The 26397-nt window shown below is 74.4% G+C and carries 24 protein-coding genes; 16 read left to right on the top strand and 8 right to left on the bottom strand.

The window, feature by feature from the left end:
* From ACY0MR_RS09835 to ACY0MR_RS09815, 5 genes are read left to right on the top strand one after another with little or no spacing between them, the layout of a single operon-like run.
* Entirely contained in the window at positions 1–1122 is a 1122-nt protein-coding gene (locus ACY0MR_RS09835; protein WP_392865034.1) for a PLP-dependent cysteine synthase family protein, read from the top strand.
* Positions 1119–2405: an ATP-grasp domain-containing protein gene (locus tag ACY0MR_RS09830; protein ID WP_473560327.1), complete on the top strand. Its 1287-nt coding sequence runs from the start codon at positions 1119–1121 to the stop codon at positions 2403–2405. The genes ACY0MR_RS09835 and ACY0MR_RS09830 overlap by 4 nt, the downstream gene beginning before the upstream one ends.
* Entirely contained in the window at positions 2402–3967 is a 1566-nt protein-coding gene (locus tag ACY0MR_RS09825; protein ID WP_473560325.1) for a lyase family protein, read from the top strand. The genes ACY0MR_RS09830 and ACY0MR_RS09825 overlap by 4 nt, the downstream gene beginning before the upstream one ends.
* Positions 3964–5337 carry an MFS transporter gene (locus ACY0MR_RS09820; protein ID WP_403317852.1) on the top strand — a complete coding sequence of 458 codons (1374 nt, stop codon included), beginning with the start codon at positions 3964–3966 and terminating at the stop codon, positions 5335–5337. Before ACY0MR_RS09825 ends, ACY0MR_RS09820 begins: the two co-directional genes overlap by 4 nt.
* Positions 5338–5392: 55 nt before the next feature.
* Positions 5393–6193: a 4'-phosphopantetheinyl transferase family protein gene (locus ACY0MR_RS09815; RefSeq protein WP_388803387.1), complete on the top strand. Its 801-nt coding sequence runs from the start codon at positions 5393–5395 to the stop codon at positions 6191–6193.
* 89 nt (positions 6194–6282) lie between these two features.
* Here the strand turns inward: ACY0MR_RS09815 and ACY0MR_RS09810 are convergent, their stop codons facing one another.
* From ACY0MR_RS09810 to ACY0MR_RS09800, 3 genes are all read right to left on the bottom strand, one after another.
* Positions 6283–6756, bottom strand: a complete 474-nt coding sequence (locus ACY0MR_RS09810) for a hypothetical protein (protein WP_361850109.1) — start codon at positions 6754–6756, stop codon at positions 6283–6285.
* Positions 6757–6763: 7 nt separating this feature from the next.
* Positions 6764–7018 carry a hypothetical protein gene (locus tag ACY0MR_RS09805; RefSeq protein WP_388803381.1) on the bottom strand — a complete coding sequence of 85 codons (255 nt, stop codon included), beginning with the start codon at positions 7016–7018 and terminating at the stop codon, positions 6764–6766.
* Positions 7019–7253: 235 nt separating this feature from the next.
* Positions 7254–7934 carry a TetR/AcrR family transcriptional regulator gene (locus ACY0MR_RS09800; protein ID WP_473560322.1) on the bottom strand — a complete coding sequence of 227 codons (681 nt, stop codon included), beginning with the start codon at positions 7932–7934 and terminating at the stop codon, positions 7254–7256.
* 141 nt (positions 7935–8075) lie between these two features.
* On the opposite strand from ACY0MR_RS09800, the gene ACY0MR_RS09795 reads away from it, so the two are divergent.
* The 4 genes from ACY0MR_RS09795 to ACY0MR_RS09780 all read left to right on the top strand — a co-directional run bounded on the left by ACY0MR_RS09795 (position 8076) and on the right by ACY0MR_RS09780 (position 13999).
* Positions 8076–8678: an isochorismatase family protein gene (locus ACY0MR_RS09795; protein WP_392865025.1), complete on the top strand. Its 603-nt coding sequence runs from the start codon at positions 8076–8078 to the stop codon at positions 8676–8678.
* Positions 8679–8907: 229 nt separating this feature from the next.
* Positions 8908–11499 carry a YfhO family protein gene (locus tag ACY0MR_RS09790; RefSeq protein WP_473560319.1) on the top strand — a complete coding sequence of 864 codons (2592 nt, stop codon included), beginning with the start codon at positions 8908–8910 and terminating at the stop codon, positions 11497–11499.
* Between the two features lie 142 nt (positions 11500–11641).
* Entirely contained in the window at positions 11642–12607 is a 966-nt protein-coding gene (locus ACY0MR_RS09785) for a glycosyltransferase family 2 protein (protein ID WP_388803369.1), read from the top strand.
* A gap of 3 nt (positions 12608–12610) precedes the next feature.
* Positions 12611–13999, top strand: a complete 1389-nt coding sequence (locus ACY0MR_RS09780; RefSeq protein ID WP_392865019.1) for a polysialyltransferase family glycosyltransferase — start codon at positions 12611–12613, stop codon at positions 13997–13999.
* Positions 14000–14090: 91 nt separating this feature from the next.
* Here the strand turns inward: ACY0MR_RS09780 and ACY0MR_RS09775 are convergent, their stop codons facing one another.
* Positions 14091–14864, bottom strand: coding sequence for a VOC family protein (locus tag ACY0MR_RS09775; protein WP_361851437.1), 774 nt, complete (start codon positions 14862–14864; stop codon positions 14091–14093).
* A gap of 172 nt (positions 14865–15036) precedes the next feature.
* Here ACY0MR_RS09775 and ACY0MR_RS09770 point away from each other — a divergent pair, with 172 nt between their 5' ends.
* A complete protein-coding gene (locus ACY0MR_RS09770) occupies positions 15037–15864 on the top strand; it encodes a sulfurtransferase (protein WP_388803362.1) in 828 nt (275 codons plus the stop codon).
* A 61-nt stretch (positions 15865–15925) separates the two neighbouring features.
* Here ACY0MR_RS09770 and sepH read toward each other — a convergent pair whose 3' ends face one another.
* Positions 15926–16993, bottom strand: a complete 1068-nt coding sequence (sepH, locus tag ACY0MR_RS09765; RefSeq protein WP_404081786.1) for a septation protein SepH — start codon at positions 16991–16993, stop codon at positions 15926–15928.
* A gap of 432 nt (positions 16994–17425) precedes the next feature.
* Between sepH and ACY0MR_RS09760 the strand changes: the two genes are divergently transcribed.
* Positions 17426–18361, top strand: coding sequence for a hypothetical protein (locus ACY0MR_RS09760; protein WP_473560316.1), 936 nt, complete (start codon positions 17426–17428; stop codon positions 18359–18361).
* Positions 18362–18364: 3 nt separating this feature from the next.
* Here ACY0MR_RS09760 and ACY0MR_RS09755 read toward each other — a convergent pair whose 3' ends face one another.
* Entirely contained in the window at positions 18365–19714 is a 1350-nt protein-coding gene (locus ACY0MR_RS09755; RefSeq protein WP_473560314.1) for a D-arabinono-1,4-lactone oxidase, read from the bottom strand.
* Positions 19644–20915, bottom strand: coding sequence for an MFS transporter (locus ACY0MR_RS09750; protein WP_361851422.1), 1272 nt, complete (start codon positions 20913–20915; stop codon positions 19644–19646). Before ACY0MR_RS09750 ends, ACY0MR_RS09755 begins: the two co-directional genes overlap by 71 nt.
* Before the next feature lie 238 nt (positions 20916–21153).
* On the opposite strand from ACY0MR_RS09750, the gene ACY0MR_RS09745 reads away from it, so the two are divergent.
* Complete coding sequence (locus ACY0MR_RS09745; RefSeq protein ID WP_388803352.1) at positions 21154–22281, top strand: ferrochelatase; 1128 nt, start codon at positions 21154–21156, stop codon at positions 22279–22281.
* Between the two features lie 47 nt (positions 22282–22328).
* Positions 22329–23147, top strand: a complete 819-nt coding sequence (locus tag ACY0MR_RS09740) for an inositol monophosphatase family protein (RefSeq protein WP_404081792.1) — start codon at positions 22329–22331, stop codon at positions 23145–23147.
* A gap of 123 nt (positions 23148–23270) precedes the next feature.
* On the opposite strand, the gene ACY0MR_RS09735 is transcribed toward ACY0MR_RS09740, so the two are convergent.
* Entirely contained in the window at positions 23271–23444 is a 174-nt protein-coding gene (locus ACY0MR_RS09735) for a hypothetical protein (protein WP_361851416.1), read from the bottom strand.
* A 362-nt stretch (positions 23445–23806) separates the two neighbouring features.
* On the opposite strand from ACY0MR_RS09735, the gene ACY0MR_RS09730 reads away from it, so the two are divergent.
* The 3 genes from ACY0MR_RS09730 to ACY0MR_RS09720 all read left to right on the top strand — a co-directional run bounded on the left by ACY0MR_RS09730 (position 23807) and on the right by ACY0MR_RS09720 (position 26396).
* On the top strand, positions 23807–24460 hold the full coding sequence (locus tag ACY0MR_RS09730; protein ID WP_361851413.1) for a response regulator transcription factor: 654 nt from the start codon (positions 23807–23809) through the stop codon (positions 24458–24460).
* A gap of 4 nt (positions 24461–24464) precedes the next feature.
* Positions 24465–25703 (top strand): sensor histidine kinase, encoded by a 1239-nt coding sequence (locus tag ACY0MR_RS09725; RefSeq protein WP_392209407.1) that lies wholly within the window; start codon positions 24465–24467, stop codon positions 25701–25703.
* Positions 25704–26099: 396 nt separating this feature from the next.
* Positions 26100–26396, top strand: coding sequence for a DUF4193 domain-containing protein (locus ACY0MR_RS09720; RefSeq protein WP_003955561.1), 297 nt, complete (start codon positions 26100–26102; stop codon positions 26394–26396).
* Position 26397: the final 1 nt, after the last annotated feature.

Genomic DNA, 26397 nt, shown 5'->3' with positions numbered 1-26397 from the left:
ATGACTACGACCACGATCGCGGGCGTCGGCAGGCTGCACGACTCGGTGGTGGACGCCACCGAACTGCCCCGCATCATCCAGGTGACCGACAACCTCTACGCGGCCGCGTTCAGCCTCATGAAGCTGCTGCCGGCGCGCTACATCATCGACCGGGCCGAGGCCGCCGGACTGCTGCGTCCCGGCAGCAGGATCATCGAGACCTCCTCCGGCACCTTCGCGCTCGGCCTGGCGATGGTCTGCCGGCTGCGCGGCTACGACCTCACCATCGTCGGCGACTCCGCGATCGACCGCGACCTGCGCAACCGGCTGGAGATGCTCGGCGCCACCGTCGAGATCGTCGAGTACGCCGGGCAGAGCGGCGGCATCCAGGGCGCCCGCCTCGCCCGCGTCGAGGAACTCCGCCGCCTCCACCCCGACAGCTTCGTGCCCGGACAGTACGACAACCCCGACAACCCCGGCGCCTACGCCGTCGTCGCCGACCTCATCGGCGAGACCGTCGGCTCCGTCGACTGCCTCGTGGGCCCGGTCGGCTCCGGCGGTTCCACCGGCGGCCTCGCCGCCGCCCTGCGGCCCGCCGACCCGGCCCTGCACCTCGTCGGCGTGGACACCCACGGGTCCATCATCTTCGGCTCGCCCGACGGCCCGCGCACCCTGCGCGGCCTCGGCAGCAGCATCCACCCGGGCAACGTCCGCCACAGCGCCTACGACGAGGTGCACTGGGTGACCGCCCCCGAGGCCTTCCACGCCACCCACGAACTCTTCCGCAACCACGGCCTGTTCATGGGACCCACCAGCGGCGCCTCCTTCCAGGTCGCCTCCTGGTGGGCCGCGCGCAACCCGGACAGCAAGGTCGTCATGGTGCTGCCCGACGAGGGCTACCGCTACCAGTCCACCGTCTACCACGCCGAGTGGCTGCGCGAGCAGGGCATCGAACCGGCGCCCGCCCCCGGCGGCCCGGTCACCGTCGACCACCCGCTCGACGCCCCCTCCGCGTGGACCCGCCTCGTGTGGGCCCGGCGCGGCTTCGACGACGTGATGACGCCGGAGGTCCCCGACCTCGGCGCCCTGGCCGCCCCGGACGCCGGAGACCTCGGAGAGCCGACGCCGGAGGTCCGGTCGTGACCGCCCCGCTGCTGCTCCTCGTCGAGTCCAACACCACCGGCACCGGGCGCCAGTTCGCCGCCCGGGCCCGCGACCTCGGCGTCGTCCCCGTCCTGCTGAGCGCCGATCCCGGCCGCTACCCGTACGCCGCCGAGGACGGACTGCGCACCGTCGTCGTGGACACCTCCGACGGCGACGCCCTCCGGTCCGCCGTGGCCGGCCTGGCCGCCGCCGAGCCGGTCGCCGGGGTGCTCTCCAGCTCCGAGTACTACGTCGCCACCGCCGCGGACCTCGCCGCCGGCCTCGGGCTCCCCGGGCCGTCCGCCGACGCCGTCCGCGCCTGCCGCGACAAGGCCGCGCAGCGCCGCACCCTCGCCGCGGCCGGGGTGCCCGTACCGCTCTTCTCGGCGGCCGGCGACGTCGCCGAGGCGATCGCCGCCGCCCAGTGGATCGGCGGCCCCGTCGTCGTCAAGCCGGTCCAGGGATCGGGCAGCCTGGGCGTACGCCTCTGCCGCGACCGGGACGAGGCGGCCGAGCACGCCGGCGGTCTGCTGGCCGCCACCGTCAACGAACGCGGCCTGCGCACCCCGGGCGTGGTCCTCGTCGAGCAGTACCTGACCGGCCGCGAGTTCTCGGTCGAGGTCTTCGGCGAGGAGGCCGTCGTCACGGTCGCCAAGCACGTCGGCGCGCCCCCGGTGTTCGTCGAGACCGGCCACGACGTGCCCGCCGTCCTGCCCGCCGCGCAGTCCGCCGCGCTCGCCGACACCGCCGTCCGCGCCGTCCGCGCCCTCGGCCTCGGCTGGGGCGCGGCCCACGTCGAACTGCGGCTCGACGGCGACACCGCCCGGGTCATCGAGGTCAACCCGCGGCTCGCCGGCGGGATGATCCCCGAGCTCGTGCGCCGGGCCCGCGGGGTCGACCTGGTCGGCGCCCAGGTACGGGCCGCCCTCGGTGCGGACGTCGACCTCTCCGGCACCCCGGACGCCGCGGGCGCGGCGTCGATCCGCTTCCTGACCGCCGGCACCGACAGCGTCCTCGCCGACGTCACCGCCGCCGGGACGGCCGCCCGCGCCGTGCCCGGCGTCGTCGACGCCGCCCTCTACCGCCCGGCCGGGACCGAGGTCGGGCCCGCCGAGGACTTCCGGGGACGGGTGGGCCACGTGATCGCCACCGGTACGGCTCCCGCGGAGTCCGCCGCCGCGGCCGACACCGCCCTGACCCTCGGACTCGCCACCGCGCTGACCCCCCTGACGGCGGGCGCACCGGTGGCCGGAGCGGCCGCGAGGGAGGCGGTGCCGGCATGAGCGGCGGCACCACCGGCACGAGCGGCCCCGAGGCGGGCGTCCACACCGGCCGGCTGCGGACCGGCCTCGACCCGCGCGCCCACCGCATCGTGTACGACCAGTACCGCACCGACGACGGCGACCCGGTCGGCGACGAACTACGCCTGATCAGCGAGGTCGACCGGGCCCACCTGGTGATGCTCGCCGAACGCGGCATCGTCGACCCGGCCCGCGCCGCGGCCCTCCTCACCACCGTCGACGCGCTGCGCGCCGAGGACTTCGCACCCCTTCGCTCCCGGCCCATGCCCCGCGGCCTGTACCTGGCGTACGAGGGCTGGCTCGTCGACCGGCTCGGCCAGGAGACCGGCGGGGTGCTGCACACCGGGCGCTCCCGCAACGACCTCAACGCCACCACCGTCCGGCTCCGGGTCCGCGGCCCCTACGGCCGGCTCCTCGACGAAGTCGCCGAACTGGCGCGGGTCCTGCTGGACAAGGGGGAGGCGTACCGGGACGTCACCATGCCCGCCTACACCCACGGGCAGCCCGCCGTGCCCATCAGCTACGGCCACTACCTGACCGGGATCGCGGGCGCCGTCCTGCGCTCGCTCGCCGGACTGCTCGACGCCGGCCGGGAGATCGACGTCAACCCGCTCGGCGCCGGAGCCGTCGGCGGCACCTCGGTGCCGGTGGACCCGGCCCGCACCGCGGACCTCCTCGGCTTCACCGCCGCCGCGCCCAACTCGGTCGACGCCGTCGCCTCCCGCGACTTCGTCCTGCGGATGCTCTCCGCCTCCGCGGTCCTCGGCGTCCTCCTCGCCCGGACGGCCCGTGACCTGACGTGGTGGACGACGGAGGAGTTCGGGCTGCTCAGGATGGCCGACGACCTGGTCGGCTCCAGTTCGATGATGCCGCAGAAGCGGAACCCCTTCCTGCTCGAACACATCCAGGGCCGCTCGACCTCCGCGCTCGCCGGCTTCACCGGCGCCGCGGCGGCCATGTCGACCGCCGGCTACACCAACGCCATCGCCGTCGGGACCGAGGCCGCCCGCCACCTGTGGCCCGGTCTCGCCGACACCACCCAGGCCGTCACCCTCCTCCGGCTCGTCGTCGACGGCGCGGAACCCGACCGCGACCGGATGCGCGACCGCGCCCGGGAGGGCTTCACCTCGGCCACGTACCTCGCCGAACGCCTCGTCGTCGACGGCATGCCCTTCCGCACCGCCCACCACCTGGTGGGCGAGACCGTCCTCGGCGCCCTCGACGGCGGCACGCCGCTGTCCGACGCGGCCCGCGCCCACCCCGGCGTGGCCGCGGCCGCCGCCGGATACCCGGCCGACTGGCTCGAACCGGAGACCGTGGCCGCGGCCTGCGCCCACGGCGGCGGACCCGGCGGCGCCGGACCGGCCGAGGCGATGGCCCGGGCGCGTACCGAACTCGCCGCCCTCACCGCCGAGTCGGACGCCCGCCGGGACCGCTGGGCGGACGCCGCCGCACGGCTGACCGCCGAGGCCGCCGGGGTGGTGGCCGCCGCGTCGGACGGCTCGGCGCCCGGCGCGGCCACCGAGGCGGTGGCCGCCCGATGACCGCGCGACGCCGGGACGGGCTGCTGCGGCAGCGCGACTTCCGGCTCCTGTGGGCGGGGGAGACCACGAGCCGCTTCGGCAGCAACATCACCGGCGTCGCCATGCCGTTGGTCGCCGTGGTCACCCTGGACGCGAGCACCTTCTGGGTGAGCGCCCTGGCCGCCGCCGCCTGGCTGCCGTGGCTCTTCCTCGGGCTGCCCGCGGGCGCCTGGGTGGACCGGCTGCCGCGTCGCCCGCTGATGGTGGCCTGCAACGTGGCCTCCCTGGTGCTCCTGCTCAGCGTGCCGGCCGCCGCCTGGCTCGACGTGCTGACCATGACGCAGCTGCTCTTGGTCGCCCTGCTCACCGGCGTCGCGAACGTCTTCTTCTCCATCGCGTACCGGGTGTACGTGCCGTTCGTCGTCCCCCGCGAGCACCTCACCGAGGCCAACGCCAAGCTCCAGGGCAGCGAATCGGCCGCGCAGCTCGCCGGACTCGGCGGCGGCGGCGCCCTCGCGGGCGCGTTCGGAGCGGTCGCCGGTCTCGTCGCCAACGCCGCGACCTTCCTGGTCGCCACGCTGTGCCTGCTCGGCATCCGCGCCCGGGAACCGGTACCGGAGCGCCCCGAACGGCCCCAGGCCCTGCGCAAGGACGTCACCGAGGGGCTGCGGCACACCGTCCGCGACCCCTATCTGCGCGTCCTGACCACCTACGGCACCGTCACCAACCTGCTGCTCACCGGCTACCAGGCCATCCTCACCGTGTTCCTCGTCCGCGAACTCCACGTGGGCGAGGCCATGGTGGGCTGGCTGCTGGCCGGCAGCAGCGTGGGCGGCCTGCTCGGCGCCGTCGTCGCCACCCCCGTCGCCCGCCGCTTCGGCACCGCGCGCGGCATGCTGCTCTGCAAGTTCGCCACGGCCCCGTTCGGGCTGCTCATCCCGCTGGCCGAACCCGGCTGGCGGGTCGTGCTGCTGCCCGTCGGCGGAGCCTTGCTGGCGCTCGGCGTCGTGTCCGCCAACGTCATCCAGGGCGCGTTCCGCCAGCAGTACTGCCCGCCGCAGCTGCTCGGCCGGATCACCGCCAGCGTCTCCGTCGCCAACTTCGGTGCCATCCCCGTCGGTTCGCTGCTGGGCGGCGCGCTGGGCGGGACGCTCGGACTGCGGCCCGCGCTGTGGCTCCTCACCGCCGGTCTCGCGGTCAGCTCCGTCCTGCTGCTCGCCGGGCCGCTGCGCACCCGCCGCGACCTGCCCACCGAACCGCCGGCCGAGCCGCCCACCGGGGAACCCCCCGAGAGGCCCGCCGGGCAGGGCGGCGGGGCGCCCGTACCGGCGGACCCCACCGAACCGGCCGATCGGCGGGCCCTCCGGCACGCCGTCCCCGAACAGGGCTGATCCGTCCCGACGGTCGGCCGCCTCCGCGCATCCGTCATCGAACAGGAGGGGTCCCGTGAGCGATCCCAGAAGCGGTCCCCGGAGTCCCGCGAGCGGCGCCGTGCTGCTCGCCCCCCTGCCGCCCCCGCGCGCCCTGCCCCGGCCGGGCTCCCTGGACCTGTGGCTGCTCCGGGTCTCCGACGCCCGGGGCGCCGGGCTCGACGCCGGGGTCCTGGACGCCGGCGAGCGGCAGCGCGCCGCGGGTCTGGCGCACGCGGAGGACCGGGTCCGCTTCACCGCCGCCCACCTGGCACTGCGCCGGCTGCTCGGCACCTACCTCGACACCCTGCCGCAGGACATCCGCTACGGCCGGGAGACCTGCCCCTGCTGCGGCGGCCCGCACGGCCGGCCGACCGTCCTGGGGGCCTCGCGCGGCCTGCACTTCTCGCTCTCCCACCGAGGGGACCTCGTCCTCGTGGGCACGGCGGTGGCGCCCATCGGCGTCGACGTCGACCTGGTCGCCGACCCGGGCGGCGCGGCGGAGCTCGCCGCCATGCTGCACCCCGCGGAGCAGCGCGAGATCGAGGCACTGCCTCCGCCGCGCAGGCCGAGGGCGCTGGCCCGGCTGTGGACCCGCAAGGAGGCCTACCTCAAGGGGCTCGGCACCGGCCTGGGCCGCGATCCGGCCGCCGACTACGTGGGCTCGGGCAGCCCCGACGGGCCGCTGCCACCGGCCGGCTGGACCCTGCTCGACATCCCCGTCGACCGCGGCTACGCGGCGGCGGTCGCCGTCCACGGCGAACTGACCACGCTCTCGCCCCGGGTGAACCGCCTGTCGGAGCGGGACATCAGGGGAGACCCGGCGGCCCGCCCGTGAGGGCCCGGCGCACACGCGGAAGGTCCCCGGACGATCTGTCCGGGGACCTTCCGCGTGTCCGGGTGCGGCCGGGCGGCCGACTCCGCCGCTCAGCCGGCCATCGCGATCCACTCGTCGAGCTGCTCCTGCGTGGTGGCCGGATCGGCCACCAGGTCGGCCAGCGCGTCATCGGCGTGGTGGCGGGTGGAGACGGCGGGGCAGCGCCCGCACGCGGCGACCCCGGTCTGCTTCCACCACTGGCACCGGGCCCTGAGGTGACACCGCGGGACGGGGCCGTCCTCCTGCGCGGCGGGCCGCGCGAGCACCCGCTCCACGAGCGTGCAGTCGCCGCCCCTGCGGTTCACGCAGTCACTCACGCAGTGCGACGCGAACCGCAGGACGCGCCGCGGCTCGATGCCCTCCGGCACCTCGCCGAGCACCTCGGCGGCCGGCACGGGATCGGCCAGGTACACCACGCGCCCGTCCTGCCCGGACCGTACGCCCAGGACGACGGACTCCGGCGCGTGCGCCTCCCCGCTGGGGCACCAGGTCTGCGAGGGGCCGCCCTCGCCCACGGTCGTCACCTCGGCCTCAGCAGGTTCCGGAGTCGGTGCCGGCCACCTGCGTCACCCTGCCGCCGACGCTCCGGCTCAGGGACTGCTCCCCGGCCTGCTCCTCCTGGGCGACGGCGAGCCGGATGCTGTCCTTGAGCTGGGACACCGAGGTGATGCGCTCGGCCCGGCCGCTGTCCGCCGCGTTCGCCGCACCGGCTCCGGTGACGACGAGTCCGGCGGCGAGCAGTGCGGCGGCACCGGCCGCGGCCACCTTGCGAGTCGGGTTCTCCATGGCGTACTCCTCCTCCTGGTATGGGAGTTGCGAGCGTAGGCCGGTGGAGCGCCGTGGCCGGAACTTTGCGGCGGCAGTTGACCGGCGGTTCCGCCGCCGGGGCCGGGACCTGCGAAGACGCGGCCGCGGGCGGGGCGGCCGCCGGTGCCGTTCGGGGCGGGGACGCCGTCCGCGGCCGGGCCGGTGGCCAAGGGGGGACGGGGCCGCCGGCGGGTGGCGGGGAGCGGGAACGCCGCTACGGCGCGGAGGGCGGCAGCAGGGCGCCGGCGAGCCGGTCGAGGGCGTCGCCGTCGGGGCGGGCCGCGCCGGTGAGGGTTCCGACCAGGGCCTGGGCGAGGACGGTCGCCGCGCCGATCCGGTCGTCCTCGCGCTCGTCGCCGGTGACCTTCCCGATCACCGCGTCCCGTACCGCCGGGGAGGTGTCGGAGTCCCCGAACAGGTCGGGGAAGGACAGCGCCATCATGCACACGCCCACGTTGGCCGAGAGGATCGAACGCCCGGCGAGCTCCGGGCTGGTCCGGAGCCGGCCGGCGTCGCGGCAGCGTTCGACCGCCTTCAGCAGGATCGCCTGCGCCTCCTTGACGGCCCCGGGCTTCGCGTCGCCGGCCGGCGTGAACATCAGCCGGTAGAGGTGGGGGTTGCGGAGCGCGAAGGCGACGTGGCTGTCCCAGGCCGTCCGCAGGTCCTCGACCGGATCGTCCGTGAGCGGGTTCCTGCGCTTCTCGGCGAGGAAGCGGGCGAAACCGGCGTCGGCGACCGCCGTGAGCAGCCCCTGCTTGTCGCCGAACTGCCGGTAGATCTCGGGCATGCCGACCTTCGCCCGGTCGCAGATGGCGCGGGTCGAGATCGACAGTGCGTCCTTGGTGGCGAGGAGTTCCTCGGTGGCTTCCAGGATGCGCGCGCGTGCCGTCGACATGCTCCCCACGATAACAGCGCTAACAAGCGACGTAAGCGATGCTGACAAACTGTGTTAGCGTTGAAAACACCCCGGGGGTCCGGCGCCGCCTCCGACCCGAGCACCTGCTTCGCTCCCTCTCTCCGTCTTGGAAGGAACCCCATGACCGCCTCCACCACCCTCCGCGACGTGATCGGCCTGCCAAAGGACCTGCCGCGCCTGGCCGATTCCACGCTGATCATGATCGACTTCCAGAACACCTACCGCTCCGGCGTCATGCGGCTCGACGGCGCCGAGGCCGCCCTCGCCGCCGGCGCGCGCCTGCTGGCCGCGGCACGCGCCGCGGGAGCTCCCGTGGTGCACGTCGTCAACGACGGCGGTGAGGGCACCCCGTACGACATCCGGGCCGAGATCGGCGCCATCAGCGACGAGGTCGCCCCGGTCGAGGGCGAGAAGGTGGTCGTCAAGCAGTTCCCCGACGCCTTCCACGCCACCGACCTCGAAGCGGCCCTGAAGGACCTCGGCGCCGGCGGGGACCTGGTCATCGCCGGCTTCATGACCCACATGTGCGTCCTCTTCACCGCGCAGGGCGCCTTCAACCGGGGCCACCGCCCCACCGTCGTCGCCGAGGCCACCGCCACCCGCCCCCTGGAGGGCCCGGACGGCACCGTCACCTCCGCGGAGGCGCTCCAGTCCGCCGCCCTGACGACGGTCAGCGACCTGTTCGGCACGGTGGCCCGCACGGTCGACGAGCTCGTGCGCTGACACCACCCCGACGTCCGGGTGTCGTGTCCCGGCCCGCACGGGGGGGCCGGGACACGACACCCCCACCGGGCCCGAGCCCCCGACCGGCCCCCCGACACCGGGAGTTCACCCGAGGTGCGCCGGAACACCGCCCGGTGATCGGTTGCGGGTCGCCCGGCTCGGCGGTAATGGCCGTCCGCCCGTGACGGCTCACCCGGGCGTCCCGTTCCGAACGCCCCCTGGAGGACGTGTGCCCCCCGCCGCCGAGACCCTGCTCGACGAGGTCGACGGTGAGGAGGGGGCGGGCGGCCCGCACCACCCGCTCCGAGCCCCGCGGCGCCCGCGCTCCCCGGCCGTCCTCGGCCCTGCGGCGGCCGCCCTGCTCGCCGCCGCACTCCTCGCCCTCGCCACCCGGCTCTCGGGCGGGTACCCCCTCGGCCCGACGACCAGGAACACCGTCGACCTCGGCCAGCAGTACCTGCCCTTCCACGCGTACTGGCGCTCCCTCCTGCTCGGCGAGACCCACGGAGACGCCTTCCTCAACTGGAACTCCGGATTCGGCGCCAACTTCCTCGGCGACATCGGCACCTATCTGAGCAGCCCCTTCGACCTGCTCGTGGTGCTCTTCCCGGCGGACCGCGCCGAACTCGCCCTGTACGCCGTCACCGTCCTCAAGATCTCCGCCGCCGCGGCGGCGATGGCCCTGCTGCTCCTGCGGCTGCGCCCCGGCCCCTGGCCGGTCGCCGCCGTACTCGGCACCGCCTACGCCCTCTCCGGATGGACCTTCGACTTCGGCACCACCGTGCCGATGTGGCTCGACGGGCTCATCGCGTTCCCGCTGCTCTGCCTGGTCGGCGAATGGGCCCGCGCCGGACGCCGCCCCGTCCTCGGTCCGCTCGTGGTCGCCCTGGCCTGGACCGCCAACTTCTACACGGCCTACATGGCCACCCTCGGCGCCGCCGTCGTCCTGCTCGTCCGCCTCCTCACCGCCGAAGAGGCGGCGGGCGCGCGGCAGCGCCTGGCCGGGGCGCTGCGCGCCGCCCGCGGCGTGCTCCTCGGCATCGGCCTCGCCGCGCCCCTCGTCGCGGTCGTCTTCCTCGGCACCAAGGTCGCCGACCCCACCCCCGAGGCGACCTTCGCCCCCGCCGCCTGGACGGAACTCCTCGCCCGGTTCCTGCCGGCCACCGCGAGCCTCGCGAGCCCCGCCCTCTTCATCGGCACGCCCGCCCTCGCCCTCGCCCTCACCCTGCCCTTCAACAAGGCCGTGGCCCCACGCGTCCGGGCCGGCTGGTCGGCCGCCGTGCTCCTGGTGACGCTCTCCCTCCAGTGGGAGCCGACGCACCTGCTCTGGCACGCGGGCGCCTCGCCCAACGGAGGCCCCTACCGCCAGGCCTTCGTCCTGTGCGGACTGCTGGTCGTCACCGGATGGTTCTCCGCCGCCCGGGGCGTCCCCCGCCCGCCCTCGCTCCTCGCCGGCGGCGCCCTGCTCGCACTCCTGGCCGGCGCGGCCCGCGGCAGCGTCGACGTCGACCGCTGGACCTACCCCGCCTTCGGCACCGCCGCCGCCCTCACGCTCGCCGCCGCCCTCGCCGCCCTCCCGCACCGGCGCCGCACCCCGAAAACCGCCCGCGTCCTCGCCGCCGCCCGCGCCCTCCCCGTCCTCGCCCTCGTCCTCCTCCTCGCCGCGCAGGCCGGCGAGACCGTCGTCACCGGCAAGCGGATCGAGGAGCAGCAGCGCGACGAGGTCGCCTGGTCGCCCCGGATCGGCCCCTGGCACACCGCCGTGGCCGAGGCGGCGGCCCGCGCGGACGCCTGGCCGGAGCACCGGACGGAGCCCGGGGAGATCCCCGGCGGCAACGACGCACTGATCGCGGGCGGACAGGGCGCCGACTACTACAGCAGCCTCACCGCCGAGGCGACCTCCCGGACCCTGGCCGACCTGGGCTTCGGGTACTACGCCAAGGGCCGCCACCCGGTCACCCTGGACAACCCGGTGGCCGACGCCCTCTTCTCCGTCGGCACCCGGATCCGCTCGGTGCCGACCGAACCGGTGCGCAAGGACACCCCGCCCCGGGCCGAGGTGTCCGTCACCACCACCCCCGTACCCCCGCTGGTCACCGTCCGTCCGGAGAAGCGGCCCCCGACCCACCCCGGGGACTCCGCGTTCGCCCGGCAGGAGCGGCTCCTCGGCGCCGACGTGTACGAGCTGCCGGAGGTGACCCGGGACGGACGGACCGTCACCGCCCGCTGCCCGGCGGGCTCGCAGCTCTGGTTCTGGGCCCCCGAGTACCACGGCGGCGCCGCCCTCGCGGGGGAGCCGCCCGTCGACTTCGACGGCCGGCCGCCCGCCGTCCGCGCCGCCATGCGGGCCCTCGGCACCGTGCCCGCCTCCGGCGAGGTGCGGATCGGACTGAGCCCCGAGCGGGCCGTCCGGCTGCCCAGGCAGCCGGTCGGCTGCCTGCTCCGGGACCGGCTCGACTCCGCCGTGCGGCGGCTGACCGCCACCGGCGCCACCGCGGTGCGCGCCACCGGACACACCGTCACGGCCGAACTCCCCTCCGGCAGCACGGGGACCGCGGTGCTCGCCGCCCCCCGCATCTCCGGCTGGCGGTGCGCCGCGGGCGACGAGGAGCCGCGCCCGGCGCGCACCTACCAGGGCCTCGTCGCGATCCCGCTCGACGGCCGGGCGACCACCGTCACCTGCGCCTTCCGCCCGCCCGGGCTCACGCTCGGCGGAGCCGTCGGCCTGACCGCGCTCCTCGCGCTGATCGCGACGGGGACCCTGCACCGGCGCGCCCGGCGGCGGGCCGGGCGGTCCGACGGCCCGCCGGCCGCCGGCTGAGGCCGGTTCCGCGCCGGCTTTCCACGGGGGACGCCAAGAGTTCACCCGGAGTGCACGCGCGGATCGTTCGCCCGGAAATGCGAGCCGTTACGGTACCGGCCGTAGCGGGGTTGAACTGTTCGATTCAGTATGGGGATTCCGAGTGCCGAAACTGTCCGTCGTCGTACCGTTCCACAATGTCGGGGCGTACGCGCCCGACACCCTGCGCAGTCTCGCGAACAACGCGGATCCGGAATTCGAGTTCCTGCTGGTCGACGACTGCTCGACGGACGACACCCCGGAGATCCTCGACCGCTGGCGCGACCGCCTGCCGAACGCCACCGTCCTCCGGCACGAGACGAACAGCGGGGTCGCCCAGGCGCGGAACACGGGCATCGACGCGGCCCGCGGCGACTACCTCACCTTCCTCGACGGCGACGACTGGTACGCGCCCGGCCACCTGAAGGCCATGGTGGCCGGGATCGAACGCCTGGGCTGCGACTTCGCCCGCACCGACCACGTCCTCTCGGAGGGCCGGAAGCGGAACATCCGCTATGCCCCGGCCAAACGCCGCGACACCGTCATGGACCCCCGCGACGGAATCTCGCCCGCCAGCATGGTGACGATGGTCGACTATCCGTTCGTCCCCTTCGGCATTTACGCCTCCCGGCTCTTCCAGAACGGCGCATCCCGTTTCGAGACGTCCCTGAGAACGGCCGAGGACCGCCTCTGGGTATGGCGTCTCCATCTCCGGGCGCGCACGTTCGCCGCGCTTTCCCTGCACGGCGTCTTCTACCGCAGGGGCGTCACCACCTCGCTCACCCAGATCACCGACAACCGGCAGCTGGACTTCATCCCGTCCTACGACACCCTGCTCGCCGACGTCTCCCGCGACCCCGAGGCGGACCGGTTCCTGCCGAAGGCCGTCCGCACCTACTGCGCGATGATCGCCTTCCACATGGGCAAGGTCGGCACGTACGAGCCCGCCGTCGCCGAGCGGCTCCGCGCCGACGTCCGGGACGCGCTCCACCGGATGCCCCCGCAGGTCCTCGAAGAGACACTCGCCACCATGGACACCCCCCGCAGCACCCTCCTCCGGAGCCTGCGCGACACCGTAAGGACCGCCTGACCCATGGCCCCCGCCCCCGAGAAGGCACCGGCGCCCCACCCGGCCACCGACGGCCGCCCGGTCCAGATCTTCCAGGTGTCCACCCTCTACGGCGCCGCCACCCTCGCCGCCTCCCTGGACGCCGGACAGTTCGGCCCCCGGGAGGACGCCCGCCGCCTCCTGCTGATCTCGCGCAACGCCGAGATCCCGGAGACCGCGCTGCGCATGGAGACCATGACCGGCTACGAGCGGATCGCCGGCCGCTTCGACGGCGTCCTCGACTGGAACGAGACGATCCACCCGTACCACCCCGCCGCCTGGGCCCCCCGCCCCGAGGAGGCACCGCTCTGGCAGCGCGTGCTGCGCACCGCGTGGGACCTCGGCGGCGCCCCGGTGGAGCTCATCGTGGAGTCCATCCAGGTCAACCCCGCCAAAGCACTGGCCGGCGCCTTCCCCGAGAGCGCCGTCCACGTCTACGCCGACGGCCTGATGAGCTACGGCCCGACCCGCAACGACCTCGCGCAGTCGATCGCCTGCCGGATCCGCCGGGTCCTCCACCTCGACCTGGTGCCGGGACTGCGCCCCCTCCTGCTGAGCGAGTACGGCGTGGAACCGGAGATCGTCCCCGACAGCGCCTTCCGCGCGGTCCTCGCCGAGATCGCGGCGGAGGCGGCCGACGACCCCGGGATCCTCCGGGCGGCCGCCGCCGGCCCCACCGCCCTGATGCTCGGCCAGTACCTCGCCGCCCTCGACCTCCTCACCGTCGACGAGGAGGAGGACCTGCACGTCCGGATGCTCCGCGGCGCCGCCGCCGCGGGACACCGCTCGGTGGTCTTCAAGCCGCACCCGTCCGCGCCCGCCGGCTACTCCGCGGCGCTCCGCGCGGAGGCGGAGCGGTCGGGCGTCCGGCTCACCGTGCTCGACGGACCGCTGCTCGCCGAGACCTTCTACGAGCGGTGCAGGCCCCGGCTCGTCGTCGGCTGCTTCTCGACCGCGCTGTTCACCGCCGCCGTCTACTACGGCGTCCCCGTCGCGCGCGTCGGCACCGCCGAGGTCCTCGCCCGGCTCACCCCCTACGAGAACAGCAACCGGATCCCGCTCACCGTCGTCGACCACCTCGTCCCGGACCTGGAGGGCGACGAGGCGCCGGCGGTCCCCGGAGCGGCCCCGGACTCACTCACCCCGCTCGTCCGCGCGGTCGGCTACTGCATGCGGCACAAGAGCCACCCGGGGATGCGGGAGGAGGCCGCCGCCTTCCTCGCCGCGCACCACGCCGACCCGGACGTCGCGCACCACTTCGACACCGAGCGCCTCGGCCTGCTCGGCCTGCCGGGCGGCACCGGCGCGGCAGCGCGGGGGAGCGGCCTGCAGTCCCGGCTCCGCCGGAGCCTGGCACGGCCCCGGCGGGGCTGAACCGGCCCGCGGGCCGGGCTCCGCCGGAGCCCCGCACGGCTGGACCGCCCGAGCGGGGCCGCCCCACCCGGGCGGGCGGCGGCCCCCGGCCTCACCCGGCGTCGGACCTGACGAGGGTGAAGACCGCACCCTCCGGGTCCGTGACCAGCGCGAGCCGCCCCGCCGTCGCGTCGCGCGGGGGACTCAGCACATGACCGCCGAGCTGCAGCACGAGCCGGGCGGCCGCGTCCGTGTCGGCGACCTCGAAGTACGTCATCCAGTGCGGGCCCCGGTCCCGGGGCAGCGCGGAGCCGACGCCGTGCAGCGAGGCCACCGGCGCGCCGTCCACATGGAGCGTCGCGTAGTCGTGGTCGGGGGACACGACCGGCTCCACCTCGTGCCCGAAGACCGTCCGGTAGAACTTGCCGACCGAGGACGTCTCGTACGTCAGGAGCTCGTTCCACACGGGCGTCCCGGGCGGTCCCGCCGCCGCCGTCCCGTGGTGCGCCTCCGCCTGCCAGATCCCGAAGACCGCGCCCACCGGGTCGGAGCAGACCGCCATCCGGCCGGCCTTCCCCGCGTCCAGCGGACCCACGGCCACCGTGCCGCCGCAGCAGCGGATGCTCTCGGCGGTCTCGTCGGCGTCGTCGGTGGCCAGGTACGGCGTCCACGCGATCGGCAGGTGCCGGTCGGGCGGGAGCTGGCCGATGCCCGCCACCTCCCGCCCGTCGAGCAGCGCGCGCACATACGGTCCGAGGTGCTGCGGACCGGGTGCGAACTCCCAGCCGAACAGCGCGTTGTAGAACTCCTGGGTGGCGTCAAGCCCGTGCACCATCAAGCTCACCCAGCAGGGCGTGCCGGGTGTGTGCCGAGTCGCCTCGGTCATCGTGACTCTCTCCTCGGACCGTCGTCGTGCCCGTGTCCCGTCCGATGGTGTCACCGAAGGGGCCGCGGCGCGCCCCGGTCCCACCAAAGAGTGGCGCGATCACGCCGGGTCGACGCGGGGCGGACGCCGGGTCCGCTCCCCGCGGCCGTGCGGCTGCGCGAGGATGGCACCCATGAAGCCCATCATCGCCGTGAGTGAACTGCTGAGCGAGTCGGCCGGGGCCCGGCCGCCGGTCCTCCTGGACGTCCGCTGGACGCTGGGCGGTCCGCCCGGACGCCCGGCGTACGAGGCCGGGCACCTGCCCGGCGCGGTCTACGTCGACCTGGACGCGGAGCTCGCGGGCCCGCCCGGCGCCGGGGGCCGGCACCCGCTGCCCGACCCGCAGGCCTTCGGCGCCGTGATGCGCCGGGCCGGCGTCTCCGCGGACACCCCCGTCGTGGTCTACGACGGCGGCCTCGGCTGGGCCGCCGCCCGCGCCTGGTGGCTGCTCCGCTGGGCAGGCCACCGGGACGTCCGGGTCCTGGACGGCGGTCTCGCCGCCTGGACGGGGGAGCTGACGGAGAAGGAGCCGGCGCCGGAGCCGGGCGACTTCCGGCCGGAGCCGGGCGCCCTCGGGCTGCTCGACGCCGACGCGGCGGCGGCCTTCGCCGGCTCGGGGCTGCTCCTGGACGCCCGGGCGGCCGAGCGCTACCGGGGCGACGTGGAGCCGATCGACCGGGTCGGCGGGCACATCCCGGGCGCGGTCTCGGCGCCCACGACGGAGAACGTGGACGCGGAGGGGCGCTTCCTCGCCGCCGACGTGCTGCGGGACCGGTTCGGCTCGCTCGGCGCCGTGGAGGGGACGCCGGTGGCGGTCTACTGCGGCTCGGGCGTCTCCGGTGCCCACGAGGTGCTGGCCCTGGAGATCGCGGGCATCCCGGCCGCCCTGTACGCGGGCTCCTGGTCGGAGTGGTCCGCCGACCCGGCCCGGCCGGTGGCGACGGGCCCGGACCCGCGGTAGCCCGTACGCGGCGAGGGCCCGCGCCGATCCCGGCGCGGGCCCTCCTCCACGGCCGGGGCCGTCAGTCCTGCTTCTTCCTGCGGGTGCCGAAGACGATCTCGTCCCAGCTCGGCACGGCCGCGCGGCGGCCCGGGCGGACGCCGTCCGCCTCCGCCTGGCGGTCGGTGGTGCCGGTGAGCCGGTCCCGGTGGCCCGTGACCGCGCGCGGCATGAGCACGTCGGCGTAGGCGGCGCCGGCGCCCGCCGAGGCGGCCGGGGCCGGGGGCTCCTCCGCCTCGATCTCCTCGGAGGGCTCCGAGTCGGGCTGCTCGGGCACGACCATGTCGCCGCGGAAGCTCGGCACGGCCTCCAGGAGGCTGGTGAGGGAGTCCCGCTCGTCCTCCTGCTCGGCGGACGCGGACGCCCGCTCCAGCTGACGGTGGTCGAGCTGCCGGTCCAGGGCGCGGTCGAGCGGCCGGTCCCGGGGAAGCCGGGCGATCCGCGGCACGAACGGGAAGCTGGGCTCGGGCGCGGCGGCGATCGTGTCGTCCGTCTCGCCGATCAGGGCGCGGGCCTCGTCGTCCACGGCCTGGACGAGCCGCCGGGGCGGGTCGTAGGTCCAGCTGGCCGTGTGGACCTCGCCGGCGACGCGGTAGACGAGCAGCACCTCCCAGGTGCCGTCGTCGCGGCGCCAGGAGTCCCACTGCACGGTGTCCTTCTCGGCACCGCGCAGCAGCAGCCGCTCCTGCACGGCCTCGCCGAGCTGGGGGCCGCTGTTCTCGCCGGGCCGGCGGACGGGCGTCTTGCGGGCCCGCTCCGCCATGAAGGCGCGCTCGGCGAGCACGGGGCCCTCGAAGCGCCGCACGCGGTCCACGGGGATGCCGGCGAGCTGGGCGACCTCCTCCGCGGAGGCACCGGCCCTTATACGGGCCTGGATGTCGCGGGGGCGGAGGTGGCTCTCCACCTCGATCTCGATCTGGCCGAGGCGCGCGCGGTCGTTGCGCACGGCGGCGCGGAGCCGCTCGTCGATCGGAAGTGTGTACTCCGTGCTGTCAGCAGCCTTCAGCACCAGTCGTGTGCCGTCGTTGGAGACGGCCACGACACGCAGTTCGGGCATGGGGACCTCCCGGGTGGTGCCTGCCGACGTCACGTGCGTCGCTGCTTCCGCTAGTCGAGTGTGGCCTGCCCGGGTGCAGCCTGCCACTACCTTGCCGAGTTGCCCGGCGTGTCGGGCGTGGACCCTGGAACGCCGTTATGACACGGTGACCTGTTGGCTACCCGGAGTGACTGGCGGTCACTCTGCGTAGTCGGTTGCCGTGCCCTGTCCAGGCGCCGCCGGTTCGAGCGCCGTCTCCGGCCCCCTCCCCTTGATCCAGGGCACCCGTGAAGGCGTCCGGACCCAGGGTTCGCCAATGTACTCCATTCGGGCCACCTGGGTGGACCGGCGCGCCGCCCAACTTCTCGGGTCGTACGGGAGTTGAGTGTCCGCGATCTTCCCCCGTACGTGTCGCTCTTCACAGAAAGAGTCGAAACGGAACTATTCCCTTCGCCCATTTGTCCCTTCTGGGTGCAAGGCGAACGGATGAGCCAGCAGGAGCTGGAGCAGGGGTTGGAGATGCGCCACAGGCCGGACACCGACACGGACGAGCGGGAGGAGACGGAGGGCGGAAGGAGAAGGATCGACCTGAGCGTGGCCCAGGTCTCGGGCAGCGCCCTGGCCGCGGTCATCGCCGCCAAACTCGCCTCCACCCTCGGCGTGTACGGCACGATCCTCGGCGCCGGTGTGATCAGCGTCATCGCCACCTGCGGCGGTCCGCTCTTCCAGCACCTCTTCCGGCGCACCGGCGAGCAGGTCCGCGACGTGCGGGTGGCGGCCAGGCCGAAGGCGCGTCAGGTGCCGCTCGCCCCCGGCCCGGAGGACGACCGCACCCTGGTGACGGGCACGGTCCGGGCGCCCGGACCGGACGCCGGGCCGCTCGACGGGGAGTTCGGCACCGCGACCACCCACGGCACCCGGGTCCGCGGCTGGAAGCGCCCGGCGATCGCCGCCGCCCTCGTCTTCGGCGTCACCATGGGCGGCATCACCACGTACGAACTCGTCTCCGGCCAGGACTTCAGCGGCAAGCAGGGGACCACCACCTTCGGCTCCGTCGTCCGCGGCGGCGGCACGGGGCAGGACGCCCCGACCGAGGACCGGGGCCCGACCCCCGCCCCCTCCGGGTCCGCCGGGGACACCGGTCGGCCGGACGGCGGCGCCGGCACCCCCTCGACCGGCTCCGCGCCGTCCCCGGGCGACCGGGACGCGGGGGAGCGCGGCAGCGCGACCCCCTCGCCCGAGCCGACGCCCTCCGGGTCGACCGGAGGCGGCGCTCCCGAGCCCACGCCCACCGCCCCGACGACGGAACCCACCGCCCCGACCGGGGAGCCCACCACGGGAACGGGGACGCCGGGCACGCCGCCGACCCCGACGGCGCCGACCCCGCCCGCCGGGGACGGGGGTGACGCGGCGACCGGCTGAACGTCAGTCGCCCAGGACCCGGCGCAGGTAGTCGTTGGCGAAGAGCCGGTCCGGGTCCAGCCGGTCGCGCAGCGCCGTGAACTCGGCGAAGCGCGGGTACGCCTCGGCGAGGTAGGCGGCGTCGCGGGTGTGGACCTTCCCCCAGTGGGGGCGACCCCCGTGCGCCGTCATGATGCGCTCCACCGCCGTGAAGTACGCGCGGTGGGGCGTCCCCTTGTAGAGGTGGACGGCGATGTACGCGGTCTCCCGGCCCGATGCCGTGGAGAGGGCGATGTCGTCCGCCGGGGCCGTCCGCACCTCCACCGGGAAGCTCACCTTGAGCGGCGAGCGCTCGACCATCGCCTTGAGCTCGCGCAGCGCGGCGACCGCCGCCTCGCGCGGCAGCGCGTACTCCATCTCCAGGAAGCGCACCCGGCGCGGCGAGGTGAAGACCTTGTACGGGATGTCGGTGTACGTACGGGCCGACAGCGCCCGGCTGGAGAGCTTGGCGATCGAGGGGATGACCGGCGGCACCGCGCGGCCCAGCGAGCACGCCACCTGGAAGAGCCCGTTGGAGAGCAGCTCGTCCTCGACCCAGCCGCTGACCCGGCCGGGAGGGGCCGCGGGGCCCGCGCTGCGGTTGTTGCGCTTGGTGTTGCAGTTGTCCGTGTGGGGGAACCAGTAGAACTCGAAGTGCTCGTTCTCCGCGTGCAGCGCGTCGAACTCCGAGGTGACCCGGTCGAAGGTCATCGGCTCCTCCCGCGCGGTGAGCAGGAAGACCGGCTCGACCGCGAAGGTGAGGGCGGTGACCACGCCGAGGGCGCCGAGCCCGATCCGGGCGGCGGCGAAGACCTCCGGATTCTCCTTCTCCGAACAGGTGAGCAGTTCGCCCGCCGCGGTCACCAGCTCCAGCTCGCGGATCTGCGCGGCTATCGAGGCCGAGTCGCGGCCCGTGCCGTGCGTTCCGGTGGAGGCGGCGCCGGCGACGGTCTGCTCCATGATGTCGCCCATGTTCGTGAGCGACAGGCCCTCGCGGGCCAGCGCCACGTTGAGCCGCTTGAGCGGGGTGCCCGACTCGACCGTCACGGTCATCGCCTCGCGGTCGATCCGGCGGATCCCGGTCAGCAGTCCGGGCCGGATGAGGACGCCGTCGGTGGCCGCGATCGAGGTGAAGGAGTGGCCGGTGCCGACGGTCTTCACCCGCAGCCCGTCCCCGGCCGCCCGGCGCACCGCCTCGGCGAGCTCCTCGGCCGAGGCCGGGCTCACCTCCCGCACCGGGCGGGAGGTGACGTTCCCCGCCCAGTTACGCCACGGGCTGCCCGTCGTCCTGCTGCTGCCCGACTCCGCTGTCCCCGCTGCTGTCGTCGTGCTCACGCTGCCCCTCCCGGTTCGGCGCCGGCCTGCGCAGCCGGCGGTGTCCGAGGAGACCCACCGCGACCGCGACCGCGCCCGAGACGACGGGCACCACGTACCCCGCCTCGGCCCCCGACGCGTCGACCACCCAGCCGGCGGCCGACGAGCCGAGCGCCACGCCGATCGCGAGCCCGGTACCCGTCCAGGTCATGCCCTCGGTCAGCTTGGTGCGCGGTACGTGCGCTTCGACGAGGGCCATGGTGGTCACCATCGTCGGTGCGATGGACAGGCCCGCGACAAAGAGCGCCACGGCCAGCAACGGAAGGTTCCCGGCCAGTAGGAGGGGGATCATACTCACGGCCATCGCGCAGATGCCCAGCAGCCAGCGGCGGGAGGGCTCGCTCCTGAGGTGGAGCAGTCCGAAGACGGCGCCGGCCAGGCCGGAGCCCAGCGCGTAGACGGCCAGGACGAGGCTGGCCGCGGCCTTGTGGCCCTGCTCCTCGGCGAAGGCCACGGTGACCACGTCGATCGAGCCGAAGATGGCGCCGGTGGCCACGAACGCGAGGGCGAGCACCTGGAGGCCGGGGGAGCGGAGCGCGGAACCGCCCTTCTCGCCCCGGTGGGGGTGCGGGACCGGCTCGGTGGCCCGCTGCGCGGTCAGCCAGAACACGCCGACGGTGAGGAACACCCCGGCGAACAGCGGACCGGCCTCGGGGAACCAGGTCGTCGACAGCCCGATGGAGAGGATCGGACCGAAGATGAAGCACACCTCGTCGACGATCGACTCCCAGGAGTACGCCGTGTGCAGGCGCCGCTCGTCGCCGCGGTAGATCTCCGCCCAGCGGGCCCTGGTCATGGCGCCGACGCTCGGCACGCAGCCGATCACGGCCGTGAAGACGAAGAGGGTCCAGTCGGGGGCCTGCTGCTGCACGCAGAGGAGGAGCCCGGCGGCGGCCACCAGGGAGACCAGGGTCACCGGGCGGAGCACCCGGCGCTGACCGTGCCGGTCGACGAGCCGGGAGACCAGGGGGCCGAGGACCGCGGCGGACGCGGCGAGCGTCGCGGAGAGGGCGCCGGCCAGCCCGTAGCGCCCGGTGACCTGCGAGATCATGGTCACGATGCCGATGCCCATCATGGACAGCGGCATCCGTCCGAAGAAGCCGGCGACGGAGAACCTCGCGGTGCCGGGCGCGGCGAAGATCGCGCGGTAGGGACTGGGCAAGGGGCTCTCCGGATCTCCGTGCTTCGGAGCGGGCTCCGCGCGACGACTCAACACGTGTAATTAATAGCTAAAGCCTACGGTGTTGAAGTCGATGGGTCATCCCCCTTTTTCCGGCCGCGGCCACCGGCCCGGCCGACGCCCGCGCCCGCGGCCGGAAACCACCCGCCGCACGTCCGGTCGGGCGGCGTCCGCCGGGCCGCGCCGCTCGCCGTCCGGCGCGGGTGGGAGGATCGGTGCCATGTCCGATCAGCACGATCCCGCCCCGTACGACGCCCTGCTGCTGCTCTCGTTCGGCGGCCCCGAGGGCCCGGACGACGTCGTCCCGTTCCTGGAGAACGTGACGCGCGGCCGAGGCATCCCGAAGGAACGGCTCAAGGAAGTGGGCCGGCACTACTTCCTCTTCGGCGGCGTCTCCCCGATCAACGACCAGAACCGCGCGCTCCTCGACGCGCTGCGGACCGACCTCGCCGCGGCCGACCTGAAGATCCCCGTCTACTGGGGCAACCGGAACTGGGCCCCGTACCTCACCGACACCCTCCGCGAGATGGTCACCGACGGCCACCGCCACATCGCCGTCCTCACGACCAGCGCCTACGCCTCGTACTCCGGCTGCCGCCAGTACCGCGAGAACCTCGCCGACGCGCTCGCCGCCCTGGAGGCGGAAGGGCTCCCGCTGCCCCGGGTCGACAAGCTCCGCCACTACTTCAACCACCCCGGCTTCGTCGAGCCCATGATCGAGGGCGTCCTCGCCTCCCTCGACGCGCTCGACCCGTCCGTCCGCGCCGGCGCCCACCTGGCCTTCACCACCCACTCCATCCCGGACTCCGCGGCCGCCTCCTCCGGACCCGTCACCGAGCACGGCGACGGCGGAGCCTACGTCCGGCAGCACCTCGACGTGGCGCGGCTGATCGCCGACGCCGTCCGCGAGCGCACCGGGAACGACCATCCCTGGGAGCTCGTCTACCAGTCCCGCAGCGGCGCCCCCCACATCCCGTGGCTGGAGCCCGACATCTGCGACCACCTGGAGGCGCTGCACGGCGCCGGCGTGCCGTCCGTCGTCATGGTCCCCATCGGCTTCGTCTCCGACCACATGGAGGTCCTCTACGACCTCGACACCGAGGCCACGGCCAAGGCCGCCGAACTGGGCCTGCCCGTCCGGCGCTCGGCCACCGTCGGCGCCGACCCCCGCTTCGCCGCCGCCGTCCGCGACCTCCTCCTGGAGCGGGCCGCGCACGAGCGGGGCACCCGCGCCGAACGGTGCGCCCTCGGCGCCCTCGGCCCCTCCCACGACCTGTGCCCGATCGGCTGCTGCCCGGCCCGGACCGAGCGCCCGGCGGCCGCCGGCGCCGACAGCCCGTACGCCTGAGGCACCCCGTGACCGAGACGGCCGACGACGCGACCGAAGGGACCCCCGTGACCGACCCGCTGCTCACCGAACTGCTCGACCTCGCCCTGGGAGCCGCACGACGGGCCGGAGCGCTGCTGCGCGACGGCCGGCCGGACGACCTGTCCGTGGCGAAGACCAAGACGAGCCCCATCGACGTCGTGACCGAGATGGACATCGCCGCCGAGAAGCTGATCACCGGCTTCCTCTCCGACCACCGCCCACAGGACGGCTTCCTCGGCGAGGAGGGCGCGTCGAGCCCCGGCACCAGCGGCGTCCGCTGGGTGATCGACCCCCTCGACGGCACCGTGAACTACCTCTACGGGCTGCCCACCTGGGCGGTCTCGATCGCCGCCGAACGGGACGGCGAGACCGTGGTCGGCGTCGTCGCCGCCCCGATGCGCGGCGAGACCTACCGCGCGGTCCTCGGTGGCGGCGCCCACGTCGAGGGCGGCCCCGGCACGGAGGCGCGGCGCCTCGCGGTCCGCCCGGCGCCCGAGCTCGCCCAGGCCCTCCTGGGCACCGGCTTCGGCTACGTGCAGGCCCGGCGGGCCCACCAGGCCGAGGTCGCCCGGCTCGTGATCCCGCAGGTCCGCGATATCCGGCGCGGAGGCTCCGCCGCGATCGACCTCTGCGACGTCGCCGCCGGCCGCCTGGACGCCTACTACGAGCGGGGCCTCAACCCCTGGGACCTCGCCGCCGGCGCCCTCATCGCCCGCGAGGCGGGCGCGCTGACCGGCGGCCGCCCGGGAGAGCCGGAGTCCGGCGAACTGGCCCTGGCGGCCCCTCCGGGCCTCTTCGAGCCCGTCCAGGGACTCCTGGAGGAGCTTGGCGCCTGGCACGACTGACGGACGCGTGAGGGCCCCGGTGCCGGGAACGGCACCGGGGCCCTCACGCGTCCACGGGTCGGATCGGTCGAACGCCCCGGTCTGCGGGTCGGTCGCGGTCGGTCGGGCAGCGGGTCGGACGGGTCAGACGCTGGGCGCGGCTACCTCCACGCCGTGCTCGGCGGCCAGCCGGTGCAGGTCGTCGAGTTCCGCCTGCTCCACCTCCGCCAGGTAGTCGTCGCCCGTCTCACGAGCCCGCGTGAGGTCCGTCTGCGTGGTCCTGATGCGGTGCAGCAGGCCTGCGGTGAAAGCGTCCATCGTGCGCCCCCTCGTCATGGGTCCGGTGGCACGGGGGTGTGCCGAGGGTGGGTGGATCACGCACCGCGGCCTCTGGGGGACAGAGAGCGGTAGGTGGCGCGCCACATACAGGGCGTGATCACGGGGTGTGCAGTCGTCCTCCCCAACCCCTTCCTCAGAGAAACCTCAACTGACCCGTGAATCCGGTGAATTCTGCGGACGCCGTCCGGCGCCCCCGCCCGCCGCCCGCGCTCCCCGGGCCCCGCACCGCCGTCTTACAGCCGGTTTACGCGCGTACGGGGCAGGATGGACACGCACAGTCAGTGCGCGGAATCCAGCCGGTCCGCCTCCGGGCCGCAGCTCCAACGGGAAGGATGTACGACGTGCGCGTACTCGTCGTCGAGGACGAGCAGCTGCTCGCCGATGCGGTGGCCACCGGACTGCGCCGGGAGGCCATGGCCGTCGACGTCGTGTACGACGGCGCCGCGGCCCTGGAGCGCGTCGGGGTGAACGACTACGACGTCGTCGTCCTCGACCGCGACCTCCCCCTCGTCCACGGCGACGACGTCTGCCGCAAGATCGTCGAGCTCGGCATGCCCACCCGCGTCCTGATGCTCACCGCCTCCGGGGACGTCAGCGACCGCGTCGAGGGCCTCGAACTGGGCGCGGACGACTACCTGCCCAAGCCCTTCGCCTTCACCGAGCTCACCGCGCGCGTGCGCGCCCTCGGCCGCCGCACGAGCGTGCCCCTCCCGCCCGTCCTGGAGCGGGCCGGCATCAAGCTCGACCCCAACCGCCGCGAGGTCTTCCGCGAGGGCCGCGAGGTCCAGCTCGCGCCGAAGGAGTTCGCCGTGCTGGAGGTCCTCATGCGCAGCGAGGGCGCCGTCGTCTCGGCCGAGCAGCTCCTGGAGAAGGCCTGGGACGAGAACACCGACCCCTTCACCAACGTCGTCCGGGTCACCGTCATGACCCTGCGCCGCAAGCTCGGCGAGCCGCCGGTCATCGTGACCGTCCCCGGCTCCGGGTACCGGATCTGACGCGATGCCCACCACGTCAGCGCCCCACCCCCAGGCACCCCCGAAGCCGACCTGGGACCCCCGGGACCCGGTCCGGCCCCTGCTGCGCCCGACCATCCGGATACGGCTCACCCTGCTCTACGGCGGCATGTTCCTGATCGCCGGCATCCTGCTGCTGTCGATCATCTACCTGTTCACCGCGCAGGCGCTCACCGACAGCGCGGCCCAGCTGCCCTTCAAGATCGTCAAGGGCGAGGTCCAGCCCACCACCTCCTGGTGCGAACTGCCGAACACCGGCACCGGGGAGCAGTTCAACAACGCGGTCTCCGTCTGCCTCCGCCACCAGAGCGACCTGGCGCTGGACGACCTGCTGCGCCGCTCGCTCTTCGCCCTGCTCGGCCTCAGCATCATCGCCTTCGCCTTCGGCTACGCCATGGCGGGCCGGGTGCTCTCCCCGCTCGGCCGGATCACCCGGACCGCCCGCCAGGTGGCCGGGTCCGACCTCTCCCGGCGGATCGAGCTCGACGGCCCCGACGACGAGCTCAAGGAGCTCGCCGACACCTTCGACGAGATGCTGGACCGCCTGGAGCGGGCCTTCACCGCCCAGCAGCGGTTCGTCGCGAACGCCTCGCACGAGCTGCGGACCCCGCTCGCGATCAACCGCACCCTCCTGGAGGTCCACCTCTCCGATCCGGGGGCGCCCGTCGAGCTCCAGCAGCTCGGCAAGACCCTGCTCGCCACCAACGAACGCAGCGAGCAGCTCGTCGAGGGCCTCCTGCTGCTCGCCCGGAGCGACAACCAGATCATCGAGCGCAAGCCCGTCGACCTCGCCGAGGTCGCCGAGCGCGGCGTCGACCAGGTGCACGCCGAGGCCGCCGCCAAGGGCGTCGAGATCCGGAGCGAGTGCGAGCCCGCCGTCGTCCAGGGCAACGGCGTCCTCCTGGAGCGGATCGCCCTGAACCTGCTCCAGAACGCCGTCCGGTACAACGTGGCGGAGGGAGGATGGGTGGAGGTGACCACGTCCACCGAGCACGGCCAGGCCGTCCTGGTCGTCTCGAACACGGGTCCCGTGGTCCCCGCGTACGAGATCGACAACCTCTTCGAGCCGTTCCGGCGCCTCCGGCAGGAGCGGACCGGCAGCGACAAGGGCGTCGGCCTCGGCCTGTCGATCGCGCGGTCCGTGGCCCGCGCCCACGGCGGCCGTATCATCGCGGAACCCCGCGAGGGCGGCGGTCTCGTGATGCGCGTCACTCTGCCGATCTGACACACTGCACGGGCCGACCCGGTTCCGTTCGCTTTGCGCGGAATTCCGAAGGCCCGCTCCTGAGGCGCTCATGTGTGATCGATCACAGGAGGGGGTGTCCGGGCATCCACTCTCCGTAACGGGGAAATCCCCGCGAAAACCCGGAAAAGTCCGGGTTTCCCGGGCCTGGATTGACGGGAAGTACACGGGGTGGCGCCTGTAAGGCGCGCCCCCTGGACCGTGTACGGTCCGGTTCGCCACCCGAAGCCGATCACTCGCGAGAGACCGGAACGGGTGTCGATTGAGTAACAGACCTTGATGTGAGGCAAAATCTCCGCCTCAGGTCGGGCACAAGTCCGACCTCTCACGCGTTACGTGCGCTGGAGACACCGCAACCACCCAGAGGGGGAGAGCGACATGGCAACGGACTACGACACCCCACGCAAGACCGACGACGACGTCGATTCGGACAGCCTTGAGGAACTGAAGGCCCGCCGGAACGACAAGTCGACCTCGACCGTCGACGTCGACGAGTTCGAGGCCGCCGAAGGCCTGGAGCTTCCCGGCGCCGACCTCTCGAACGAGGAACTGGCCGTCCGGGTCCTGCCCAAGCAGGCCGACGAGTTCACCTGCATGAGCTGCTTCCTCGTGCACCACCGCAGCCAGCTGGCCAGGGAGAAGAACGGCCAGCCCATCTGCCGCGACTGCGACTGAG

It is taken from the genome of Streptomyces sp. JN8 (assembly GCF_055808075.1).
This window is presented reverse-complemented; position numbering and strand designations above follow the sequence as displayed.

What these genes read in the sequence shown, in the direction of transcription:
- ACY0MR_RS09835 (WP_392865034.1), top strand. Translation starts at nt 1, where the DNA reads ATGACTACGACCACGATCGCGGGCGTCGGCAGGCTGCACGACTCGGTG.
- ACY0MR_RS09825 (WP_473560325.1), top strand. Translation starts at nt 2,402, where the DNA reads ATGAGCGGCGGCACCACCGGCACGAGCGGCCCCGAGGCGGGCGTCCAC.
- ACY0MR_RS09820 (WP_403317852.1), top strand. Translation starts at nt 3,964, where the DNA reads ATGACCGCGCGACGCCGGGACGGGCTGCTGCGGCAGCGCGACTTCCGG.
- ACY0MR_RS09805 (WP_388803381.1), bottom strand. Translation starts at nt 7,018, where the DNA reads ATGGAGAACCCGACTCGCAAGGTGGCCGCGGCCGGTGCCGCCGCACTG.
- ACY0MR_RS09800 (WP_473560322.1), bottom strand. Translation starts at nt 7,934, where the DNA reads ATGTCGACGGCACGCGCGCGCATCCTGGAAGCCACCGAGGAACTCCTC.
- ACY0MR_RS09795 (WP_392865025.1), top strand. Translation starts at nt 8,076, where the DNA reads ATGACCGCCTCCACCACCCTCCGCGACGTGATCGGCCTGCCAAAGGAC.
- ACY0MR_RS09780 (WP_392865019.1), top strand. Translation starts at nt 12,611, where the DNA reads ATGGCCCCCGCCCCCGAGAAGGCACCGGCGCCCCACCCGGCCACCGAC.
- ACY0MR_RS09775 (WP_361851437.1), bottom strand. Translation starts at nt 14,864, where the DNA reads ATGACCGAGGCGACTCGGCACACACCCGGCACGCCCTGCTGGGTGAGC.
- ACY0MR_RS09770 (WP_388803362.1), top strand. Translation starts at nt 15,037, where the DNA reads ATGAAGCCCATCATCGCCGTGAGTGAACTGCTGAGCGAGTCGGCCGGG.
- ACY0MR_RS09760 (WP_473560316.1), top strand. Translation starts at nt 17,426, where the DNA reads ATGAGCCAGCAGGAGCTGGAGCAGGGGTTGGAGATGCGCCACAGGCCG.
- ACY0MR_RS09745 (WP_388803352.1), top strand. Translation starts at nt 21,154, where the DNA reads ATGTCCGATCAGCACGATCCCGCCCCGTACGACGCCCTGCTGCTGCTC.
- ACY0MR_RS09735 (WP_361851416.1), bottom strand. Translation starts at nt 23,444, where the DNA reads ATGGACGCTTTCACCGCAGGCCTGCTGCACCGCATCAGGACCACGCAG.
- ACY0MR_RS09725 (WP_392209407.1), top strand. Translation starts at nt 24,465, where the DNA reads ATGCCCACCACGTCAGCGCCCCACCCCCAGGCACCCCCGAAGCCGACC.
- ACY0MR_RS09720 (WP_003955561.1), top strand. Translation starts at nt 26,100, where the DNA reads ATGGCAACGGACTACGACACCCCACGCAAGACCGACGACGACGTCGAT.